Annotated in this window: 18 protein-coding genes; 2 read left to right on the top strand and 16 right to left on the bottom strand. The window is 35.7% G+C overall.

Features of this window, described 5'->3' with window-relative positions:
* Positions 1 to 77: 77 nt before the first annotated feature.
* The 10 genes from paaD to ltaS all read right to left on the bottom strand — a co-directional run bounded on the left by paaD (position 78) and on the right by ltaS (position 8887).
* A complete protein-coding gene (paaD, locus tag KHA94_RS03975) occupies positions 78 to 572 on the bottom strand; it encodes a 1,2-phenylacetyl-CoA epoxidase subunit PaaD (RefSeq protein WP_213100821.1) in 495 nt (164 codons plus the stop codon).
* A 20-nt stretch (positions 573 to 592) separates the two neighbouring features.
* Complete coding sequence (gene paaC / locus KHA94_RS03970) at positions 593 to 1408, bottom strand: 1,2-phenylacetyl-CoA epoxidase subunit PaaC (protein WP_213100820.1); 816 nt, start codon at positions 1406 to 1408, stop codon at positions 593 to 595.
* Entirely contained in the window at positions 1395 to 1751 is a 357-nt protein-coding gene (gene paaB, locus KHA94_RS03965) for a 1,2-phenylacetyl-CoA epoxidase subunit PaaB (RefSeq protein WP_213100819.1), read from the bottom strand. The genes paaC and paaB overlap by 14 nt, the downstream gene beginning before the upstream one ends.
* A gap of 18 nt (positions 1752 to 1769) precedes the next feature.
* Positions 1770 to 2729 carry a 1,2-phenylacetyl-CoA epoxidase subunit PaaA gene (paaA, locus tag KHA94_RS03960; protein ID WP_213100818.1) on the bottom strand — a complete coding sequence of 320 codons (960 nt, stop codon included), beginning with the start codon at positions 2727 to 2729 and terminating at the stop codon, positions 1770 to 1772.
* A 315-nt stretch (positions 2730 to 3044) separates the two neighbouring features.
* Positions 3045 to 3413 (bottom strand): hypothetical protein, encoded by a 369-nt coding sequence (locus KHA94_RS03955; RefSeq protein WP_213100817.1) that lies wholly within the window; start codon positions 3411 to 3413, stop codon positions 3045 to 3047.
* Between the two features lie 205 nt (positions 3414 to 3618).
* Positions 3619 to 4500 carry an L-serine ammonia-lyase, iron-sulfur-dependent, subunit alpha gene (sdaAA, locus tag KHA94_RS03950; RefSeq protein ID WP_213101287.1) on the bottom strand — a complete coding sequence of 294 codons (882 nt, stop codon included), beginning with the start codon at positions 4498 to 4500 and terminating at the stop codon, positions 3619 to 3621.
* A 61-nt stretch (positions 4501 to 4561) separates the two neighbouring features.
* Entirely contained in the window at positions 4562 to 5224 is a 663-nt protein-coding gene (sdaAB, locus tag KHA94_RS03945; RefSeq protein WP_213100816.1) for an L-serine ammonia-lyase, iron-sulfur-dependent subunit beta, read from the bottom strand.
* Positions 5225 to 5368: 144 nt separating this feature from the next.
* Positions 5369 to 6049, bottom strand: a complete 681-nt coding sequence (locus KHA94_RS03940; RefSeq protein WP_338030685.1) for a helix-turn-helix transcriptional regulator — start codon at positions 6047 to 6049, stop codon at positions 5369 to 5371.
* 239 nt (positions 6050 to 6288) lie between these two features.
* Entirely contained in the window at positions 6289 to 6522 is a 234-nt protein-coding gene (locus tag KHA94_RS03935) for a group-specific protein (protein WP_213100815.1), read from the bottom strand.
* A 391-nt stretch (positions 6523 to 6913) separates the two neighbouring features.
* Entirely contained in the window at positions 6914 to 8887 is a 1974-nt protein-coding gene (gene ltaS, locus KHA94_RS03930; RefSeq protein WP_249365288.1) for a lipoteichoic acid synthase, read from the bottom strand.
* A gap of 250 nt (positions 8888 to 9137) precedes the next feature.
* On the opposite strand from ltaS, the gene KHA94_RS03925 reads away from it, so the two are divergent.
* A complete protein-coding gene (locus KHA94_RS03925; protein ID WP_213100814.1) occupies positions 9138 to 9323 on the top strand; it encodes a hypothetical protein in 186 nt (61 codons plus the stop codon).
* A 536-nt stretch (positions 9324 to 9859) separates the two neighbouring features.
* A complete protein-coding gene (locus KHA94_RS03920) occupies positions 9860 to 10912 on the top strand; it encodes a M42 family metallopeptidase (RefSeq protein ID WP_213100813.1) in 1053 nt (350 codons plus the stop codon).
* A gap of 57 nt (positions 10913 to 10969) precedes the next feature.
* On the opposite strand, the gene KHA94_RS03915 is transcribed toward KHA94_RS03920, so the two are convergent.
* The 6 genes from KHA94_RS03915 to KHA94_RS03890 form a co-directional block, all read right to left on the bottom strand.
* The gene (locus KHA94_RS03915) at positions 10970 to 12169 is read right to left on the bottom strand and encodes an MFS transporter (RefSeq protein ID WP_338030684.1); all 1200 of its coding nucleotides are present in this window, start codon (positions 12167 to 12169) and stop codon (positions 10970 to 10972) included.
* Between the two features lie 605 nt (positions 12170 to 12774).
* A complete protein-coding gene (selB, locus tag KHA94_RS03910) occupies positions 12775 to 14658 on the bottom strand; it encodes a selenocysteine-specific translation elongation factor (protein WP_213100812.1) in 1884 nt (627 codons plus the stop codon).
* A gap of 9 nt (positions 14659 to 14667) precedes the next feature.
* Positions 14668 to 15387: a YwaF family protein gene (locus tag KHA94_RS03905; RefSeq protein WP_213100811.1), complete on the bottom strand. Its 720-nt coding sequence runs from the start codon at positions 15385 to 15387 to the stop codon at positions 14668 to 14670.
* Positions 15388 to 15416: 29 nt separating this feature from the next.
* The gene (locus KHA94_RS03900) at positions 15417 to 16109 is read right to left on the bottom strand and encodes a Dph6-related ATP pyrophosphatase (protein WP_213100810.1); all 693 of its coding nucleotides are present in this window, start codon (positions 16107 to 16109) and stop codon (positions 15417 to 15419) included.
* 159 nt (positions 16110 to 16268) lie between these two features.
* The gene (locus tag KHA94_RS03895; RefSeq protein ID WP_213100809.1) at positions 16269 to 19400 is read right to left on the bottom strand and encodes an AAA family ATPase; all 3132 of its coding nucleotides are present in this window, start codon (positions 19398 to 19400) and stop codon (positions 16269 to 16271) included.
* On the bottom strand, positions 19397 to 20542 hold the full coding sequence (locus KHA94_RS03890) for an exonuclease SbcCD subunit D (protein WP_213100808.1): 1146 nt from the start codon (positions 20540 to 20542) through the stop codon (positions 19397 to 19399). The genes KHA94_RS03895 and KHA94_RS03890 overlap by 4 nt, the downstream gene beginning before the upstream one ends.
* Positions 20543 to 20646 lie beyond the last annotated feature (104 nt).

Here is a 20646-nt window from a genome sequence, read left to right as displayed (position 1 = left end):
TGGCATTACTTTATTACTTTAATTAACTTAAATTTTTCTAGTAGCCTAGTGAATGTTAATCATGAGGTTTTATGGTCTCACATTGTGGAAACTGGCTTCATTGCTTCAAATGGATTTTTGCAGGATTTACAGTATAAAATACTGCGGCAAGCAGTAGGACCAAAGAGGTTTTCTAGTGAAGTATAGGTAGAATCACAATAAGGACAATCAACATGCCATTCTCCAGTCTTAGGGATCTGTTTCGGAGGTGGTGCAATTCCGAACTCTTTTAATTTTTCTCTTCCCTTTTCTGTCACTCTATCAGTAGTCCAAGGTGGATGATAAATGTATTGAACCTTAATAGTATTTATATCATTTAATCTTTTAAGCTCGTTAACGACATTATTGCGAATAATTTCTAGAGCTGGGCAGCCCATGAAAGTTGGCAACAAGTCAATGCAAATCGAATGATCATTCACTGTAACTTTTTCAACCATTCCTAAGTCAACAATTGATATTGAATCAATTTCTGGATCTTTGACCCGTTGAAGGGCATCCATTATGTTGGACACCGTTAAATCAAATTGCTCCATATTTACTTCATTCCTTTTTCCTACCATGCTGCAGCAGGGTTTACATGATATACCTCAGAAAGAATACTTAATGCTGTATCTAAATCTTCTGTATGCTCCCCTTTACGGCCATTCCCATTTTTCATACCAAAATTGGTAGGCATCGATACGTTGATGGAATCAAAGACAGGCTCCATTACTAGTATCCATTTCTTCTTTAAAATTTCCTCAGGCTCAATCAATCCTGATTTAGACATCTCATCTTCTAAAGGTCCAAGTGATAGGACTCCTCCAAAATCATCAAATACTCGATTTATGGCAGCATCCATTCTCTTCCTTGCTTCATCACCCGCCTGCATTAACTGAACAAACCACGTTCTCCAATGAAGAAGATGATAATATAGTTCCAAATTGACATTAATTGCAATTTGAGCAAGTGGTTCATATGATGAATTTTTTAAAGAATCCATCCTTATTTTCTTCATTTGGACATAAAAATAATTCCTAACAACTGCAAATGCCCAATCATATTGAGGCTTTTTTAAATAGTGGCCTGGACCATTGACCATTTCAAGTAAAATAGCATTTCTCCGATCCTTTGCTTTGCGAGAATGGGCTAAATCATCTACTTTTCCTTCCCCAAGATCTTCAAGAAGCTGATAGAACATAGAAGCATGCCCCATTGTATCTTGACTAATGGATGAGAAGGCGACATCTTCTTCAATATGCGGTGCAAGGCCAAGCCATTCCGATCCTCGGTAAGCTAATATGAAGTCATCATCTGCAAGCTGATAAAGAAGATCCGTTAATGCTGATTTAAATGCGGCATCCATTTGATGTATATCAATCTTGCTCATTTTTTTTGACACCTCCCCATGAAAGTATTTCCTTCTCATCCAGTATTCCTTGTTCATACTGGCGCCATTTTTTTCTTAAATAGCCATAACCTTTCGTATTGCGATAATCTTTATTATCTAAACGTTTTAGAGATTGTTTTTCTTCTGGAGATAATTTGCGAATTTCTGAACGCTTAACAACCCATATATCTGCAACTGGCTCGCGTCTCATAAAGTTTTCCTGTGCCATAATAAGCGCAAGGTCACGATTCGGAGCGAGCAAGGAAAATTGATATTGGATGGGCGACGTGACAGTCCTTTTACTGAAAACCTCGAATTCCTGGTAAAAACCTTCACTGCTCAAAAAGCTTCCTCCAATCTGCTATTTAGCCATATTTAGTGCATTTCGCACCCACTGATTTTCATGATAAGTTGTTTCACGCAGTTCTAGTCTCTCTCTTGATTTTGGCCCATTATTCCTTATGATTTCTTTAAATCGGCTCCAGTCGGGCTGTTCGTATATCCATTGCTGCTTTTCTTGATTAAAATGCATTGTCTCATCTGGAATTGTTAGCCCAAGTGATAGAACTCTCGGGATATATTTTGTAAAAAAATCCTGTCTAAGCTCTTCATTTGTTTTTGTCCGAATACGATACTTAATCGTTGTATCCTGTTTTGAAGTCCCTGTTGTGGTTGCATCAGCAGGTCCGAAAAACATTAACAGGGCCTCCCACCACCTATTGATGGCATCCTGGACCATTTTTCTTTGTTCTGAGGTTCCTTCTGCCAGTGCTATAATTATTGACTCTCCATGCTGGGCATGAAAAACCTCTTCTGCACAAATTCTTTTTAATGCACGTGCATATGGCCCGTATGAAGCATCAAGCATATTTGTCTGTGAAATAATGGCAGCACCGTCGACAAGCCAGCCAATTAAACCCGCATCTCCCCATGTAGGAGCTTCCATATGAAAGACATTATGGAACTTAAGACGTCCACTAAATAAATCCTGCATTATATTCTCTCGTGTTCTACCAAGTGGTTTCATTAAATCCTCTGCAACTCTAAGCAATAATTGTCCGTGGCCCATTTCATCCTGAACCTTAGCCATAATTCCAAGCTTTCTTCTTAAACTAGGTGCTTTTGGCACCCACTCTTTTTCGGGCAGTGCCCCCATTATTTCACTTATACCATGCATTGAAATGAGCTTTATTAATGTTTCACGATAGTCATCCGGCATCCAGTCGTCTGCCTCAATTTTTTCACCCTCAGTAATTCTTTTAATAAAATGATCATATTTTTCCTCATTTGTTAACTTCTCATTAAAAATTGCTTTCGACAATGCATACACCTCCAAATGATTTTGGCATCAAAAAATGCGACCTGCTTACAAGAATTTATCATTGCAGGATAATATAGAAACTATATAACGTAATTTTGTCGTTATATATATTATTTGTCATATATTTAACACAAAGATACCGTGTAAAAAGTAAAAAGTCAATTAGTTTTCTGAATTTTTTTATTTTTCAGCTATGCTTATTGAATGGTAATAAAACAATATTATAAAAGACTGTGTTAAAGCCAAAAAACAAAAACAAAAGAAGCCTCATATATTAAAGGCTTCTTAATAATTTTCTTAGCTATACGATGAATATCAACTTACTTTATTATTTTTTCCATTCAACATTAAAATAGCCTCTTCATTCTTTGCAATCTTCGTTAATTGTGCATCAAGGCGCTGATTAATTACATGCAGCTCTTCATTAAATATTTTGATTGATGTACCTTTTAAGAACTCAAAAAAGTCTTTTAGTTCGTTTCTTTGATAGGAATCCACTTTTTCAACAATTTCCTTTATGTCAGTTAAGTCAATTTGGCTAACCTCTACTCTATGTTCAATGCTGTCAACTTTCTCTAAACGGTCCAGTCTTCGCTCTAATATTTTAATATTTTGATTAATCTCTGCTACTTGAATTTTAATATCATTTATGGCATCTAGTATTTTCGTTAATATCTCCTCCATATTTATCGCTCCTTATTTTTATTAACTTAATATTATCACCGGAAACCATTTTGAATCTGTGGATAATTATTTACAATTTTTCTTTTTCTATAAGTTTGTCACAAATGTGAATATCGTTGTTTCAAAAAAATAAAAAACCTGGATTGAATATTCCAGGTTTTTTATTGGCTTTCGACAAAATGACTTGGCGAATGCCAAGATTTTATTACAAGTTATTTTTTTCACCAAATATTTCTGCTTCTAAACGTCTTCCTGTTGGAGTTGCAGCAAGACCGCCTTCAGCTGTTTCTCTTAATGCTGACGGCATAGACTGGCCTATTAAATACATAGCATGAATGACTTCATCACATGGAATTCGGCTAGTGATTCCTGCAAGAGCCATATCCGCTGCCGTCATTGCATTTGAAGCACCCATTGCATTTCTCTTCACACAAGGAACTTCCACTAGACCAGCCACTGGATCGCAAACGAGACCAAGCATATTTTTCAATGTAATCGCCATAGCTTCGGCTGCTTGTCTTGGCGTTCCGCCAGCAAGTTCAACAATTGAAGCTGCTGCCATTCCACTAGCAGAACCGACCTCTGCTTGACATCCTCCAGCTGCTCCTGAGATAGAAGCATTGTTTGCAACAACAAACCCAAATGCTGCAGATGTAAATAAGAATTCAATCATTTCCATTCGAGTTGGATTTAAAACTTCCTTCACAGCAAATAATGTACCTGGAACTACACCTGCAGAGCCCGCTGTAGGTGTAGCACAGATGGTTCCCATCGCTGCGTTAACCTCATTCGTTGCAACAGCTTTACTTACTGCATCAAGCAGGATACTCCCTGATAATGCTTTTCCACTTTTTATATATTTTTGAAGAAGTACTGCATCTCCTCCAGTTAAACCAGATACAGATGTTACACCATTTAACCCGCGCTCAACTGCTTGTTCCATTACTGTTAAATTTCGGTCCATTTTAGCAATAATTTCTTCTCGAGTGAGCCCTGATACTTCAATTTCCTGCTGAATCATGATTTCTGCGATTTTTACCTGTTTGCTTTCAGCTAATTCAACAAGTTCTGCTACATTTCTAAACATCATATATTTACACCCCTAATCTAGGCTGTTTAAATAGAATCATTTTTGAGCAATCCCATTTCTACTCAACCATTCTAATTATTTGAGTAACATTTGGAACCTTTTCTATTTCTTGAACCACATCTTGATGAATCTTTTGATCTACTTCAATAACCATAAGAGCCATCTTTCCCTTTTCTTTTCGGGATACTTCCATATGTCCAATATTTATTTCATGTTGTGCTAATATTTTTGTTACTGAAGAGATGACGCCAAATTGATCATTATGCACGACAAGTACGGCTGGATGCTCACCTGATAATTTCAGCTTAAACGAATTAAGTTCGGTAATTTCAATCGTACCTCCGCCAATTGATATTCCGACCACTTCCAAATCACCTTTATCATCATATAAATTAATTCGAACAGTATTCGGATGATCTGGGACCATCTCCTCAACTGAGAACACAACTTCCATTCCAGCTTCCTCTGCAAGTTCTAATGACTTTGGAATTCGTTCATCAAACGTATCAAAATCCAAAATACCACCTATAATAGCAACGTCTGTACCGTGGCCTTTATATGTTTTGGCAAAGGATCCATATAAAGAGATCACTGCTTTTTTTGGCAGCCGGTTAAATAAAGTTCTGGCAACTCGGCCAATTCTTGCTGCACCAGCAGTATGCGAACTGGATGGGCCAATCATAACTGGACCAATGATATCAAATGCAGATCTATATTTCATGTCTTTTGCTCCTTTTTTATTATTTTATGGGACATTCCTTATTTAGCTAATCAAATTTGAAGTTTTGATAAAATATTTTCAAATAAGATCACATAAGAAAAACGAAGGCATTCGCCGGAAGCACTTGGCGAACGTCAAGTGCTTCTAATTGTCTACTAGCTCTTCTGTTTGAAACTCATTTATCGTTCTTATTTTTTGCAAATAATTGTATACGGTAAATTTGGATACTCCTAGGACTGAAGCTACATAATCAGTAGCACCTTTTATTAGAAACGTTCCCTTTTCCTCTAGCTGACGAACACATTCTACCTTCTCCTCTAAACTCATTAAGGAAGGTGCTTTTCTAAATCCATCTATTACCTGGTCTACCATTCCGTGAATCACTTCTTGTACAGATGTAAAAAAGTTTTCAGATTTTGTGTGCTGGTCATCGAATTTTATAAATTCTTCAATTTCTCCACCGAATTGCATTAAAAGACTAATATCATAATTAATGCATAGAGCACCGATCACCTTGCCTTCATAATCCCGAAGAAAAATGGTGGCAGATTTCATAATATTCCCTTTACTAGTCTGAGTTTTATAACTGGGAATATCCTCTATTTCCTTTTTATTCTTTACAAGCTCATTAAGCACTAGATCAGTAATTGGAGATCCGATTTTTCTATCAGTAACACACCCTGCAAGATGAATAAGTGATTTTTTCAGGTCTGCAAAATCGTGAACGGCAACCTCACAGCGGGTGCCAAACAATTTAACAAGCATATCGGCTGTGCGAATTGCTAAATCAAAAATCGGTCGATGCAATTCCTTCAATTCATACACATCCTTTACGATCTATTCATTTAAACTACATAGCTTTTTAAATATTTTATCACAAATATTAGATAATTAAAATTATATTTTAATAGTTACAAAAATATTGTAAGTTTTTTCAAAAAGCAAATTGAGGGCAAAACCAAAAGGATTGAGCTCTGTTGAGAACAGATTCCAATCCTTGGTAGATGCTTAAAATATATAAGTCTAACTTTTGTGTTCACTTCATTTAGCTCTGGTATTTCAAATTACACGTTTTTCAATATAAAAGATAATCGATTAATACGTTCCAATTTTTCTTCATCTGAAGATAAATCAAACTTTTTCAAAAGATGAAATACTTCATTTAATAAAACTTGTGTATGCTCTTTTTCAAAGAAAACAGCAAGTAATGGCTTTAAATCTTCTGGTAAATATTCCTGTTGTTGCTCAAATTTTCGGATAACGTCATCATGAGTATGATCCAATTTACACTCACTCATTTTATCTCCCCCTATTTTAGTATGACTATATCTATTCTACAATGAAAAACGATAATTAACTATTGATGAAGGCAATAGTTATCAAACAATTCATTATTAATAGTTAAAGCATTAGAAAAACTTGGCATTCGACAAGTCCTTTTTGGAAAGATAAGAAAGTTTTCATGAGTTTGAGAAATGTCTAGCTTCAGCGCCTACCCCCTCGAGGTCATAAGCCACGTCCTCCCAAAAGCTTCTTTTTTGGTCGTGTGATGTATCTCTGACGAAGCCTTCCTTGTCCTGTTTGTCGTACTTAATTCCTAAAATTGGCAACTGAGTCGGATCATCTTCTGCGCTGGCAATTTATTCTTAACGTACAAAAAGAGCGAAGAAAAGTTCTTCGCTCTCGAGTTTATTCATGCGTGTCCTGTTCAATTCCTATTTCTTTAATTGGAACATCAACTTCATTTTTTACATACTGATAATCATCCCGATTTATTGGAACAAACCCTTCTGGCTTATAGAAGCGAAGCAGGTCCTTGTAGACAATGTTATCCGACATTTGTAATTCAAGCTTAGCTTTTTCAGATAAAGGCGCACAGCTTGCACCATCAACTTCCTCTCCAGTTTCATTTAAATAACATTTATCATCTACTTGTGTAAATTTTGGTGAAACGAAATCACCATTACGGAAAGGAACGACTTCACGATGGTTTTTAGATAATAAATCAGAACCAATTTCTAAATAATCTTTTGTATCAATCCCCAACAAATGTAATAAGGTTGGTCTCACATCGACTTGCCCGCCAATTTGATGCTGTACTCCACCTTCTACACCTGGGACATGAATAAATACAGGTACTCTCTGTAAGTTTCTTGCATACTCAAATGGAGTTATTTCTTTCCCAATAATTTCAGCCATTGCTTCATTATGATTTTCAGAAATTCCATAATGATCCCCATACATGACAACAACAGTATTATCATATAAACCAGATTCCTTAAGATCATTAAAAAATTGTTCTAGTGCCTGATCCATATAATTAGCAGATTGGAAGTATTGATTCACAACCTTATCATCTGTTTCTGCGATTGGAAAATCGCTATCCCCTTCATCCATTCCAAATGGGTGGTGATTTGATAGTGAAATAAATTTTGTATAGAAAGGCTGAGGAAGGCTTTCTAATAATGGCATGGATTCTTCAAAAAATGGTTTATCCTTCATGCCATAATTTTTCGTATTTTCTTCACTCATATTATAGTATTCAGCATCGAAAAACTTATCATAACCGATTGAGCGATACATTTCATTGCGGTTCCAGAATGTTTTATAATTTCCATGGAATGCCGCTGAAGTATAACCATGCGTTTTCAATATTGCTGGTGTAGCCTGATAAGTATTCTGAGCCTTATTCACAAAAACAGCACCTTGTGACATCGGATACAAGGAATTATCCATCATAAATTCTGCATCAGATGTTTTACCCTGTCCTGTTTGGTTAATAATATTATCAAAATAGAAGGTTTTACCATCATGTGCTAAAGAATTTAGGAATGGTGTAACCTCTTGACCATTAAGCTGGTAATCTATGAGAAAGGTTTGGAATGATTCCATTGAAATAAAAATCACATTTTTTCCTTCTGCTTTCCCAAAGTATTTTGGATCAGGTGCAGCATAATTTGCCTTAATATAGTTCTCTACCTCAGTAATATCATTTGAGTCTGCTAATGCTCTTTGACTAGCTGATTTCGCATTTTGAATCGTATCATAAATTGTGAAATTATATGTACCTAAGTACTTCACAAGATAGTTTCTGTCAAAAGAACGTGATAATAATTGTGGACGGTCTATTTCAGCAAGGCCAAGATTGATCATAAAAGTCAATACTCCCGCAGCAATAATAAATGTCGCAGGTTTTCTGCTAACCGTTTTACTAGGGTTGTACCATTTCTTAATAACAAAAATTAATAACAGAATGGTATCAATAAAGTAAAAAATATCAAATGGAGACATTAATGCAAGGGTGCTTTCCCCTAATTGTCCCGCATTCGATTTAGTCGACATAACTACTGGAACCGTAATAAAGTCGCTAAAAAACCGGTAATATACGATATTTGCATATAATACAAACGACATTATAAAGTTTATTACCAATAATAGTACCGATTGAAGCCGGCCTTTAAAAAATAAAGCCACGCCCAAAAATACCAAAGCGGAACTAAGTGGATTAATAAACAATAGAAATTCTTGAAGTTTATTATCTATCCCTAGACTAAATTCAATTCGATAAGCTGCATACGTTTTTATCCATAGAAGAACAACAAACAATAAGAAAATCTTTAAATTTTTTTCTTTAAACATATTTAAATTAAAAAGTTTTTTCATAATTCACACCTCTTGGTTGATAAAAATCAGAAAAACTTAGCGATTGCTAAGTTTAAGTAAATTTAGTATTTATATTAAGATTTTATTAAGGTGATGGACTTAACATACTATATCACAAATAAAAAAAAAATAAAACAAATATGCATCACATAAATTTAGTATATTTCCATAAATTTCTCCAATTTTTTTGGACAAATAGGTAAGCACTTCCCTTTTTATAACATAAATTGTATAAAAGGAGGGATGATAAATGCAAGCCTTAGCATTGCTCTATTTAGCTTGTATACTGGCTGGCTTTGCTTTAGCAAATATACCAACATCAGCTGTCATAACTGCGGGAATTGCCAATATTCTTACCATTATTGGCGGAATCGTAATCATCATATTTGTTATTGCTCTACTCTACCTCGGAGTCAAGTCCTTTATTAAGAAATAATCTTAGAAAAACTTGGCATTCGCCAAGTCCTTTTTGGCGAATGCCTTAGTTTTTCTTATGCGATCTTATTAGCATATATTTTATTGAAAATTCACATCACTTTAGTACGTTAATAAACTTAAACCTTCCTATTAGCTAAAAAAGGAGATCATTTTTCGATCTCCTTTTTAGTTAGGCTGTGGTAAAGCTCAGTGTTGATCATGCTATTTTGTTGTTGATTTTCGCTGCAGGCACAAGATCCTCGAAAATGCATTCGCATTTCCTTCGTGCGGTGTTTAATCGGGGATGATTATTCAACGTCCAGCGGGAGAAGCGAGTCGAAGGGAGACCCCACAGGAGCGCTCTTTGACGAGGAGGCATCCTGGCCGCTCGCGATCGCTAAGTGCCTGCAGCGGAAATCAACAGGGAATTTTAAAATAGCATTTACTTAAGACTATGAGAACTCAAAGTTTTTCTACAAATATTTATTTATAGCCAGCAGGTAAAGAAGTATACTTTAGGAGAATGAAAAATTTCCCAAGAGAGGAGTTTTAATTATGGCATATCCAAGTACAGAAGAGACACTCCAATTATTAACTGAGCTTGTTTCTATCCCAAGTCCTTCAGGCAATACAAATGAAGTGATTTCTTTTGTTGAGAAATATCTGCAGGAACATAATGTCGAAACGAAAAGAAATCGAAAGGGAGGTTTAATTGCTACGATAAAAGGCAAAGACGATCACAATCATCGCATGCTAACTGCACATGTTGATACATTAGGTGCAATTGTGAAAGAAATTAAACCATCTGGAAGGCTTAAGTTAGACCTTATTGGAGGATTTAAATATAACTCTATAGAAGGTGAGTATTGTGAAATTGAAACTTCTGGAGGAAAGAAATATACAGGAACGATATTAATGCATCAAACGTCCGTCCATGTTTACAAGGATGCTGGTAAAGCAGAAAGAAACCAGGAGAATATGGAAGTCCGATTAGATGAGGTAGTACATAATTCAGAGGATGTTAGAGCTTTAGGCATTGAAGTCGGTGATTTTGTTTCTTTTGATCCACGAGTGCAAATAACACCTTCTGGCTTTATTAAATCACGTCATCTTGATGATAAGGCAAGTGTAGCGATTCTCCTGTTATTAATTAAACAGATATTAGTAGATAAATTAGAGCTCCCTTATACTACCCATTTTCTAATCTCTAATAATGAAGAAATCGGCTATGGCGGAAACTCTAATATTACACCTGAAACGGTCGAATATTTGGCTGTAGATATGGGTGCAATAGGAGATGGACAGTCAACAGATGAATTTACAGTATCCATTTGTGTGAAAGATGCGAGCGGACCATACCATTTTGATTTAAGAAAAAGACTTGTCCAACTTGCAATTGATAATGAAATAGGTTATAAACTCGATATTTATCCTTATTATGGATCAGATGCATCTGCAGCAATCCGCTCTGGCCATGATATTGTACATGGATTAGTAGGTCCTGGCATTGATTCTTCACACGCTTTTGAAAGGACTCATAAATCTTCTATTGAAAATACTGCTAAACTACTTTATCATTACGTGCAAACTGAAATGGTTAGCATATAATGAAGAAAGCCTCCTAATTGGAGGCTTTCTTCATTATAATATAAAATTCGTTTCTCATCATGTTAGTTCGATTTGACGCGTTTCCCCGCCAAGGAGGGCAAGAATCACAACCCCAATGACGATGCTTGCGCAAAATATACTGAAAATCAAGCCTATTGAAAATCCTGCCGCAACAAGCGAGCCGACTAGAAGTGGTCCAAGAATTCCACCCACACGTCCGATGGCTGCGGCCATGCCGGCGCCAGTCCCGCGAATTTCGGATGGATATTGCTCCGGTGTATATGCATATAATGCTCCCCATGCTCCTAGATTAAAAAATGACAATAAGATCCCTGCTGTGATTAAGATAACTGTCGTTTCTGCATTGCCAAAAACAAGTGCCGAACCAGCTGTACCAAGTAAATAAGTAACAAGCACGAATTTTCGTCCCATTCGTTCAATTAGCCATGCAGCTGTAAAATAACCTGGCAGCTGAGCGAGTGTCATCATCAGTACATATTCAAAACTTTGAATCATACTAAATCCTTTCATGACCATAACACTCGGGAGCCACAGGAACATGCCATAGTATGAAAAAACGACAGTGAACCAAACTACCCAAAGTACGAATGTGGAACGGGCATATTTTTTAGACCACACATCACGTACGTTTTGTCCAATTGTTCGTTTTTCAACTTTCTTTGGCGAAAACGCAGGAGAGTCTGGTAAGTTGAGACGTAAATAAATTGCATAAAAGGCAGGGAGTGCGCCCAATAGGAGTGCGATTTGCCAGCCAAATGACGGAATTACAAAGTATGAAATAATTGCAGCAATTAACCAGCCGAACGCCCAAAAGCTTTCCAGCAAAACTACAACACGACCTCTATCTTTAGCTGGTACACTTTCGGAAACGAGTGTAGAAGCAACTGGCAATTCTCCCCCAAGTCCCATACCGACAAAAAAGCGAAGAATAAGAAAAGCTGTATATGTTGTAGTGAGCGCAGAAAAACCACTTGCAAGTGAAAACATGAGCAAGGTTATAATAAAAATATTTTTTCTGCCAATACGGTCCGCCCACAATCCAAAAAGGAGAGCACCCACAGCCATCCCGATTGAGTTAATACTACCAATCCAGCCCATTTGTTCAGGTGTCAACCCCCAATCTGTTTTAAGAGCTGCGATAATAAACGAAAGCATACCGACATCCATTGCATCAAACATCCATCCAAGTCCAGCGATGCCAAGCAGTTTCCTTTGAGAAATTGTTTTCTCTGTCACATTTTTTCCTCCCCTCAGTGTCTTGACAGGTGTAATTACCAGTTTACTATAAACTGATCCTGCAGAAAAAACAAGATTTTTTTTCAATATGATAACCAAAAAAATATAAAGTTCTACAAATAATCAGTGGGCACTTTAATCTAGTATAAAGAAAACTCGCCGATTGGCGAGCCTTGGAAAGGCGATGACAGAGGCGTAGTTGCACTTATGCTTAATTCCTAAAATTGGCAACTACGCCGAAATATCTTCTACGCTGACAATTTATACTTTTAATGTAGAACAAATGCGCAAGCGCCTTGCTCACCTCCGACAAGCACAAGACGAGCCTCACGGAAAGGCGTTCTTTACCTTTCTGGGAGGATTGGCTTGTGACCTCGAGGAGGTAGGCGCTGGAGCTGAACGTAGATAAACTATATCTCAAGTTATCAACAGACAGCGAAAATTAAAATTTCCTATACAATAAAAAAACCAAACCCCATTTTCCGAGGTTTGGTTTATAGCTTTGTGTTTGTGTAGATGAAATATTCGAATTTGTTGGGGTAGAACCCCTATCTGTTTCCTCTTATTTCAGCTTACTTACAAGATCAGCTTCAGCATTGCATATTTCATTTCTGCCAAACTCTTTTATTTTCTACTCTTTTTGTTAAACCTAACGCATCTAGTCTCTCTAAGAATGGAATCATATATTTACGTGAAAGTCCGAGTATCTCTTTTGCTTCCCCAACCTCGAACTCTGAATCTGTTCCACTCTTTAATCTTTCAACTGCACTTCGAAAGTGATCACCATGATAGAAATATTGTTCATCAAGTGGTACGATTTCTCCTTGTTCGACTAAAAATCGTTTTAAATCAGGTACTAAATCGTTTGGGATTCCTGCACTCTTTATATAGTCATCTAAAAAGTTTACTTTTAACTCATCCATTTTAAGTTCTGATAGCATGTTCTCTGTTCTGGTCTTCCAATTTTTCGGAACATGTGGTGAAAAATCTCCAAGAAACACAAATTGGTCCTTCTTATCAAAAATAACCTCATTAATTCCTTGGTCTAATACAAAGTCAAGTAGTCTCTTAGGATATATGCTCTGCATTGACTGTAATAATTCTGCTTTATTTAAACCTTGTTTCATTGGATTAGCATTATGAAAATCCTTCAAACGATCAAATATTTCTTCTATTATTACTTCTTTGATAGATAGCAATGAATATTCATCTGCACCATACTTCAGAAAGACTTTATCGGATAAACAATTTAGCAGTTCTTGTTCATCAATAGAAGTTCTAGTCATTAACGCTGATAAAGAAAGACTTTTCGCCTCCACCAATGCAGCAATTACTCTTTCTTTCGGAGTACCTTCTTTTTTCTTTTCTAAATCTTCTACCGTTTTATTACCAAACTTATATTTCTCGCCTCTAGGATCTATTACCCAACCTCCGCCTATCGTTTCCTGTGGGCTAGGACGTCTTAATATAAAACGGTCTCCTCGTTTTGTAACGATCTCTTCTTCCAAGCGAATTTGACAAAGAACTTCTTCGTTGTCTTCCTTCAATTCATTGCGATCAAAAAATACAATCCTTCCCATTACTTCTGAGGTACCGATATGACATTTGATCGGCATCCTCTGTTTAACCATGTAATCCAAATCACCAGAAATTTTAAGTACTACATCGATTGTACGCGTAACGATAAAATGCTCTGAAGAAACTAGAACATCCCCTCTTTCTAAATCTTCCTTTGCAATACTAGACAAATTAATAGCTGTTCTTTGACCAGCAAAAGCGCTCTTTGCTGGCTGATGATGTACTTGCAGCTGACGTGCACGAGTCTCTAAGCGTTTGGGTAGAACCATTAAAGATTGTCCTTCTTCAACTGAACCTTCATAAACTGTCCCTCGAATAACAGTCCCCTGTCCCTTTACAGTAAAGACTTGATCGATTGGCAGACGAAAAGCTCCTCTTACATCTTTAGTGTCCTGCTCCTTAAGAAATTGAATAATTCGGTTTTTCAGTTCATCTACACCTTTATTCTTAATGCTGTCAACTAGTATGAATGGGGCTTTTTCAAAAACAGTCCCCTTTAGTTCTTCTTTAATGTCTTCCTTTACTAGGTCAATAAACTCATCTTCAACTCGATCGATTTTTGTAATGGCAACGATGCCACTTTCAATTCCTAAAAGCTCAAGAATATGTAAATGCTCTCTTGTCTGTGGCATGACTCCTTCATCCGCAGCAACAACAAGAACGACTAAATCAATCCCAGCTACTCCTGCAATCATTTGTCGAATAAATCGTTCATGACCTGGGACATCTACAACAGAGATCTGAACTTCATTATCTTCATATAATGGTGCAAAACCAAGCTCAATGGAGATTTGCCTTTCTTTTTCTTCTTTTAGCCTATCTGTATCAATATTTGTTAGCGCTTTCGTAAGCGTTGTCTTTCCATGATCAATATGACCTGCCATTCCAATCGTAAAATATCTTTTTCTCAAAACGCCCACCTACTTCTGTATCACTTTCATTATTACTTTATCGCAAATCAAAAACAGAAGAAAGAACAAAATCAAAGCCGATACTTCCAATGCTAATATATATAAAGGAAATGGACCAAAATAATCCAGTAAAGAACCATTCGTCGGTTTAGAGGCAAGAAACATATAATTTCCATTTGTTATCTTATTTGCAATATAGGCACACACCGCACTCAAATTTAGAAATAAGAACGAAGACAACATACCTCTTCTTGTTGGTGCTAATTGATGGATAAACAAAAAATATAAACAGGTCCAAATAATCAGTATATGCGTAATAAAAAATTGAAAATATCGAAAATGCGGAAACCCTAGAAAAAGTTCAGGGGTCAGAATCGCCATAAATGCTCCTGATATTCCTATGAAAAACACAATCTGAAATATTATTTTACATTGTGTATATAACAATATTAGACATAAAATAAGGCTTAATGAACAAAGCTGAAGAGGTAATGTAAAGGAAATATCCCAATAGCCATCTTTATACAGCCAAATATGATACAACGTCTCAAAAAGAAATAAACTTACAAACATAATTATTCTTGCAGTTTTGTCGTGTTTTCTCAAGAATTCTCTAAAATAATAGATTAAGACTGAACCTATGATTAACATAGTAATCATAAAAAAATGGGAAAAAGAATATGGTGAAAATGGGAAAGGATCGTATTCATGGCCAAAAAGATTGTGCATTGAATAAAACCTCTCTTTAAGAATGATTTTTATCCGTCTATCATTTCTTTTTCCTGAAGCTCATATTGATGAAACTCTAATTTTTTTGTCGTCTCAAATGAAATGATTTCTGGTTGTGTTAGAACTATTTTTTTGTTAAACAATGGGCCATCAAATACAAATGTATGGTATTCACCAGATTCACCCATTGGACATATTTCTGTCTTTTGGATATCTTCTAAAAATGACAAATCAAGATTTTTACCGAGCCAAGTTTCATCCAAGACATCTTCTCGTATACGTATAACTGTAGCTTGATAGCCTGAGTCAATAAAGGTTTGAAGTGCGTGAAGAGCTTCTTCTTTTTTTCCCCATAATGGATAAACTGCTTCAAGATTAGCAGCTTCAGCCACCTTTTCTCCCCATTCTCTATGGCCATCTAAATACAAATCACCAAATGCAATGCCATCAAGACAGTAATCTTCTTTAACCTTTTTTAGTACGGCCTCAAAACTTGAGGTATAATTTTCAAATGTGCATGGAATAAATTCAACTGGAACATTTAATGCTTTACCCTGAAGCTTCACTAAGGACATCTTTTCTCCATGCCCGAAGGTTCTTCCAAGTTCTCTTGGTACAGTTGTAATTAAACAAACCACATCAACGCCTTTTCCCTTTAAAACATCAAGTGCCAAGCAGCTATCTTTACCGCCACTCCAAGATAGTGCAACTCTCTTATTCATACTTATCATCCTTAATCTTTAAAAATTATAAAAAATACTTGGCATTTGTCGTCAATTTCTATCGACAAATGCCTTTGTTGCGCTCGTTTCACATTCTTGACTGAGAATTAATCGAAAACTTCATAATAATTTCTTCGTTAATTTAGTTGAACATACCTATTAGCTAAATTGAAACTCTGTCTGGCTTCCTGTTTGACTAGCATACACTTCAAGACGTGCATCAATTCTTTCCTTTAGCTCAGGTACATGCGAAATAATTCCAACAAGCCTTCCGCTGTTTTGTATTTCCATTAACGCTTCAATTGCTTGATCTAATGATTCCGGATCCAAAGTTCCAAACCCTTCATCAATAAACATCGTTTCCAAAGAAACACCTCCTGCAAATTGTTGAACAACATCCGCTAAACCTAATGCAAGAGCAAGTGCTGCTTTAAAGCTTTCCCCTCCTGAAAGTGTTTTTACATGCCTTTCCTGACCTGTATACTGATCAAACACAAGTAATTCTAACCCGCTTTGAACATTTCCTTTTGATCGATTTGTTTTCCGTAATAATTCATATCTCCCACTAGTCATTTTACTCAATCTACCATTCGCTTCGCGTAAAATATCATCTAAAAATGCTGCTAAGACAAATCGCTCAAAAGTAATACGATACGTATTTTGACCTTTAGTTATTTCGTAAAGATGTCCAATAATTTTGTATTTCTCTTCTAAGTCTTTAATTTGTCCATTAATAATAGTAATTTTTTCAACTATATCTTCATTTTGTCTTTTCTTAATAAATAGATTTGTATATTCTTCCTGTAACTGACTGATATGCTTTTCAATCTCTCTATATGCATCATTTAGTTTTTCTAAATCTGGCTTCTCCACATCTTTCAACAGCTTAGAAAGCTCTTCATATCTATCATTTACAGATCGGACCTCTTCACGATAATTTCTTAATGAATTCTCAAGCATTTTTATTTCATTTTCTGATTTTTTGGCTCCATTAAACTCACTATATGATTCAAATCCTTGATTCTTCATCCTTTGAACGAAGGCTTCTCTTTCATTAGCTAGATCTTCTTTCTTTTTTGCAGCCTGCTTTTCTATTATTTCGTATTTAGCTGTTTCAGCAAGAAATTTACCCTTTGTATCTTGAAAGCTTTGATTTGCTGATTCAAATCTTTTAATAAGATTGTCATGCTTATTCATCGCATTAAACAAGCGATCTTCAAAAACATCCATCGAACGAAGCTCAACAGGAATTTTTTCAGTCATTCTTGTTAAATTTGTTTTCTTTTCGGTGTATAAAATAGTAGCTTCATTCATTTGATCAATCAGTTTTTGAAGATTTATAGAATAATTCTCTTTATTTTTCTCCATATATTCCAATTCCTTTAAACATGAAGGCATTCTTTCAATTCTTTTTGAAAGTGAACTTTGAACCTTAGCAAGATCATTCCGTTCAGTTACAATTAAACTTTTATTGACTAAAAAATTTTCTTGAATAAGGTCAACTCGATGTTTCTGAATATCCGCCAAAAGTGAATTTAATGCATCCTTTACTGAGCGAACATTCGATTGAGACTCGTAGAAATCTGATTCAGCCTTTGCTTTTTCCTTTTCTACCTCTTCTACCTGCCTTTTTGCGGACTTTAAGTCTTTATCATTTGGAATAGTTTCTGTTAAAACAGCTGGATTCGGATGGTGCAAAGAGCCGCAAACCGGACAAGAATCCCCTTCTAGTAGCTTGCTTGCAAGTATTCCGGCTTGCCCATGCAGCCATTTTTGTTCTAAATGATCGATCATCTTCTTTCCATCTTCTAAACGTAAAAGAATGTTCTCAAGATATCCTTTTCTTTGCTCAAAATGATTTAATTCCTTTTCGTATCTTGTCTTTAACTCTTCAAATTTATCAAATCTTACTATTTCATCTTCTATTTTTTCTAATTTACTGGCATTTTCTAGAAACAACAGCTTATCTTTCTCTAATTGTTGTTTTTCTTCCAAGAGTATAATCAATGCTTGTCCCGATTTGGTCAAGAAATCAGCTATCTTCTCTTTCTCATTTTTTAGTGTTTCAAGTCTTTTCTCTATTATATGTGCTTCGTTGTTAATTATTGAAAAGGATTGAATGTCCTCTCTCATATTTTCAAGCATACGAATTTCATCAGCAAGAAGCTCTCTTTCATTTTCCCGAACTTTTTCTTCCTCCAGCCTAACTTCCTGCTCATGTAATTGGACACTAAGGATAGATTTCCGTGTTTGTAATGCAGATAGCTCGTGATTCGATATGTCTAATTCCTTTTTCAAGTGATGACAGAGTTCTTCCTGTTGAGCTAGAACTGCCGCTTTTTGAGCAAGAATAATAAGTCTTTCAACTTGAGAAAAGTTCTCCTTCTCTTCTTCAAGCTTAGCCTTTTTCAAAACCAAATCTTCCTTTGCCATTAGCTGTTTTACAATTGCTTCGGCTTCGTATAATTTCTGCTGGAGACTGTCTCTATTTTCTTGTTTCTCTTTTAATCTATTTGAAAGCTGTGCAAGTTCTCCTTCCATCAAATTAATTTCAGATTTTAAGAGTGGCATAATAATTTGGTCATTAATACTGCCTGCACCTAAATATGCTTGTAATTCTTCATTATAATGAGCTTGAATTTGCTGCATAGACTGATTTCGGTTTTCTATTTGGGTATCAACCGTTCTTTTTAATTCCACAGCATTTTCCTTTAGCTTTTCTTCAATCCTCTTATATATTTGCGTATGGAATAATCGCTGTAATATTACTTCCTTTTCTTTACTTTCCGAAGTTAATAGCTTTCTAAATTCCCCTTGAGGAATCATTAGGATTTGCCTAAATTGATTGCTATCTATAATCATAATTTCTTTAATTTTTTCATCAACATCACGAATATTTGCAGCAAGGAGCTGTTTGTCACCGTTCTTATCATAAATATATAATTCCGCTTTTGCACTTATCGTTGTATACCCATCGCCACGGTCTTTTTTCTTTTCTTGCTGTGGGGATCTAGTAATAAAATATGTTTTATTTCTTAAAGCAAATTCAAGAGAAACCTCTGTCAATAAATCATTCTTAGCAAATTGACTTCTTAAATCAGGTCCATTTCGATCTTCTCCGCTTGCTTTTCCATAAATAGCATAACTAATTCCATCAAAAATAGTCGTTTTTCCTGAGCCCGTTTTTCCTGATATAACGAACATCGTCCTATTACTAAGTTTTGTAAAATCAATCAGCTCTGTACTTGCATATGGACCGAATGCCTGCATCGTTAACTTTAACGGTCTCATTTCATCGCTTCCTCCTTCAGAACATTCTTAATTACATCTGTCATAACCGCTATTTTTTCATCTGTGAATTCAGAAGTTGTCATTTCTTGATAAAATTGTTTAAACAATTCGATCTCAGATTTTTTCTCTTCTTTAACAGAAGTAAAAAATTGCTTCTTCTTTTTGTCGATATTTTCTATTTTTCGTTCAAGATGAAGAATATTTGGGTAAATTTGTCTCAGCTTATTGATTGGATCAATTAAAGCTCCTTCATCATGCAAGATAATTTTTAAATAATCATCCAAGTTTTGTTTTTCATAAAAACCTGGATCCAAAACTTCATCAAGATATCCCTCAATTTCACGCATATTTTTTTTGGGAGTGAGTGAGCGAGAACGAATATCAAGTTGACCTTTTTCATCAATTTCAATTATTGAAACTGATTTTTCTTGCTTTGCTTCTGAAAAGGAATATTTAAGTAACGATCCAGAATACCGCACTTTTTCATGTTTAATCGCATCTGGGCTATGTAAATGTCCTAGGGCTGTATAGGAAAATGGTTCAAACAACTCTGTACCTACACAACCAGAGCCACCAACTGATAAAGTTCGTTCAGATTCACTCGTTTTTCCACCAAGAACAAAAGCATGACCAACAAATACGTTAGGCTCATTTGGATTCAATGAATCTTCAATTTTTCCTATTACACTTTTCATGGCATCCTGATGTGTATGGATTGTATCGTCGCCAAACAGTTGACGAACCATGCTTGGTTCCGCATAAGGTACTAGGTAAAAATTTACACCATTTATTTGTACAGGATGAATATCTATTTCAAGCTTTCCGGAAAGATAAAACTGACTTTTCCTATACCAAGAGCTCCCAAAAGAGAGCCTTTCAGCACTATCATGATTGCCGCCAATCGCAACAATTGGCGTCTTTAGTTCAACATTGATCTTGAACAATATTTCATTCAATAATTCAACAGCATCTGTCGGGGGAACAGAACGATCATATAAATCCCCAGCAATCACCACAGCATCGGGCTTTTCTTCCTCTACTAATTGAACAAATTGATCTAGAAAATAACGCTGATCCTCTGTCATATATATTCCATGCACAAGCTTACCCAAATGCCAATCTGCTGTATGGATAAATTTCATAATATTCACCCTCGTTTCTACTCATTTAATACAATACTATTATTATATCAAACAAAGATACTAAATAGCGGAACGTTCGTTCTCGAATCGCTTATTATATTGGA

Source organism: Cytobacillus citreus (genome assembly GCF_018343665.1).
Lineage (GTDB): Bacteria > Bacillota > Bacilli > Bacillales > Cytobacillaceae > Cytobacillus > Cytobacillus citreus.
The sequence above is the reverse complement of the archived record's forward strand: the minus strand, read 5'-3'. Positions and strand labels throughout refer to the sequence as shown.

Excerpts from the sequence above, each read along its gene's own strand:
- paaD (WP_213100821.1), bottom strand. The coding sequence starts at position 572 with ATGGAGCAATTTGATTTAACGGTGTCCAACATAATGGATGCCCTTCAA.
- paaC (WP_213100820.1), bottom strand. The coding sequence starts at position 1,408 with ATGAGCAAGATTGATATACATCAAATGGATGCCGCATTTAAATCAGCA.
- KHA94_RS03955 (WP_213100817.1), bottom strand. The coding sequence starts at position 3,413 with ATGGAGGAGATATTAACGAAAATACTAGATGCCATAAATGATATTAAA.
- sdaAA (WP_213101287.1), bottom strand. The coding sequence starts at position 4,500 with ATGTTTAGAAATGTAGCAGAACTTGTTGAATTAGCTGAAAGCAAACAG.
- sdaAB (WP_213100816.1), bottom strand. The coding sequence starts at position 5,224 with ATGAAATATAGATCTGCATTTGATATCATTGGTCCAGTTATGATTGGC.
- KHA94_RS03935 (WP_213100815.1), bottom strand. The coding sequence starts at position 6,522 with ATGAGTGAGTGTAAATTGGATCATACTCATGATGACGTTATCCGAAAA.
- ltaS (WP_249365288.1), bottom strand. The coding sequence starts at position 8,887 with ATGAAAAAACTTTTTAATTTAAATATGTTTAAAGAAAAAAATTTAAAG.
- KHA94_RS03925 (WP_213100814.1), top strand. The coding sequence starts at position 9,138 with ATGCAAGCCTTAGCATTGCTCTATTTAGCTTGTATACTGGCTGGCTTT.
- KHA94_RS03920 (WP_213100813.1), top strand. The coding sequence starts at position 9,860 with ATGGCATATCCAAGTACAGAAGAGACACTCCAATTATTAACTGAGCTT.
- KHA94_RS03905 (WP_213100811.1), bottom strand. The coding sequence starts at position 15,387 with ATGCACAATCTTTTTGGCCATGAATACGATCCTTTCCCATTTTCACCA.
- KHA94_RS03900 (WP_213100810.1), bottom strand. The coding sequence starts at position 16,109 with ATGAATAAGAGAGTTGCACTATCTTGGAGTGGCGGTAAAGATAGCTGC.
- KHA94_RS03895 (WP_213100809.1), bottom strand. The coding sequence starts at position 19,400 with ATGAGACCGTTAAAGTTAACGATGCAGGCATTCGGTCCATATGCAAGT.
- KHA94_RS03890 (WP_213100808.1), bottom strand. The coding sequence starts at position 20,542 with ATGAAATTTATCCATACAGCAGATTGGCATTTGGGTAAGCTTGTGCAT.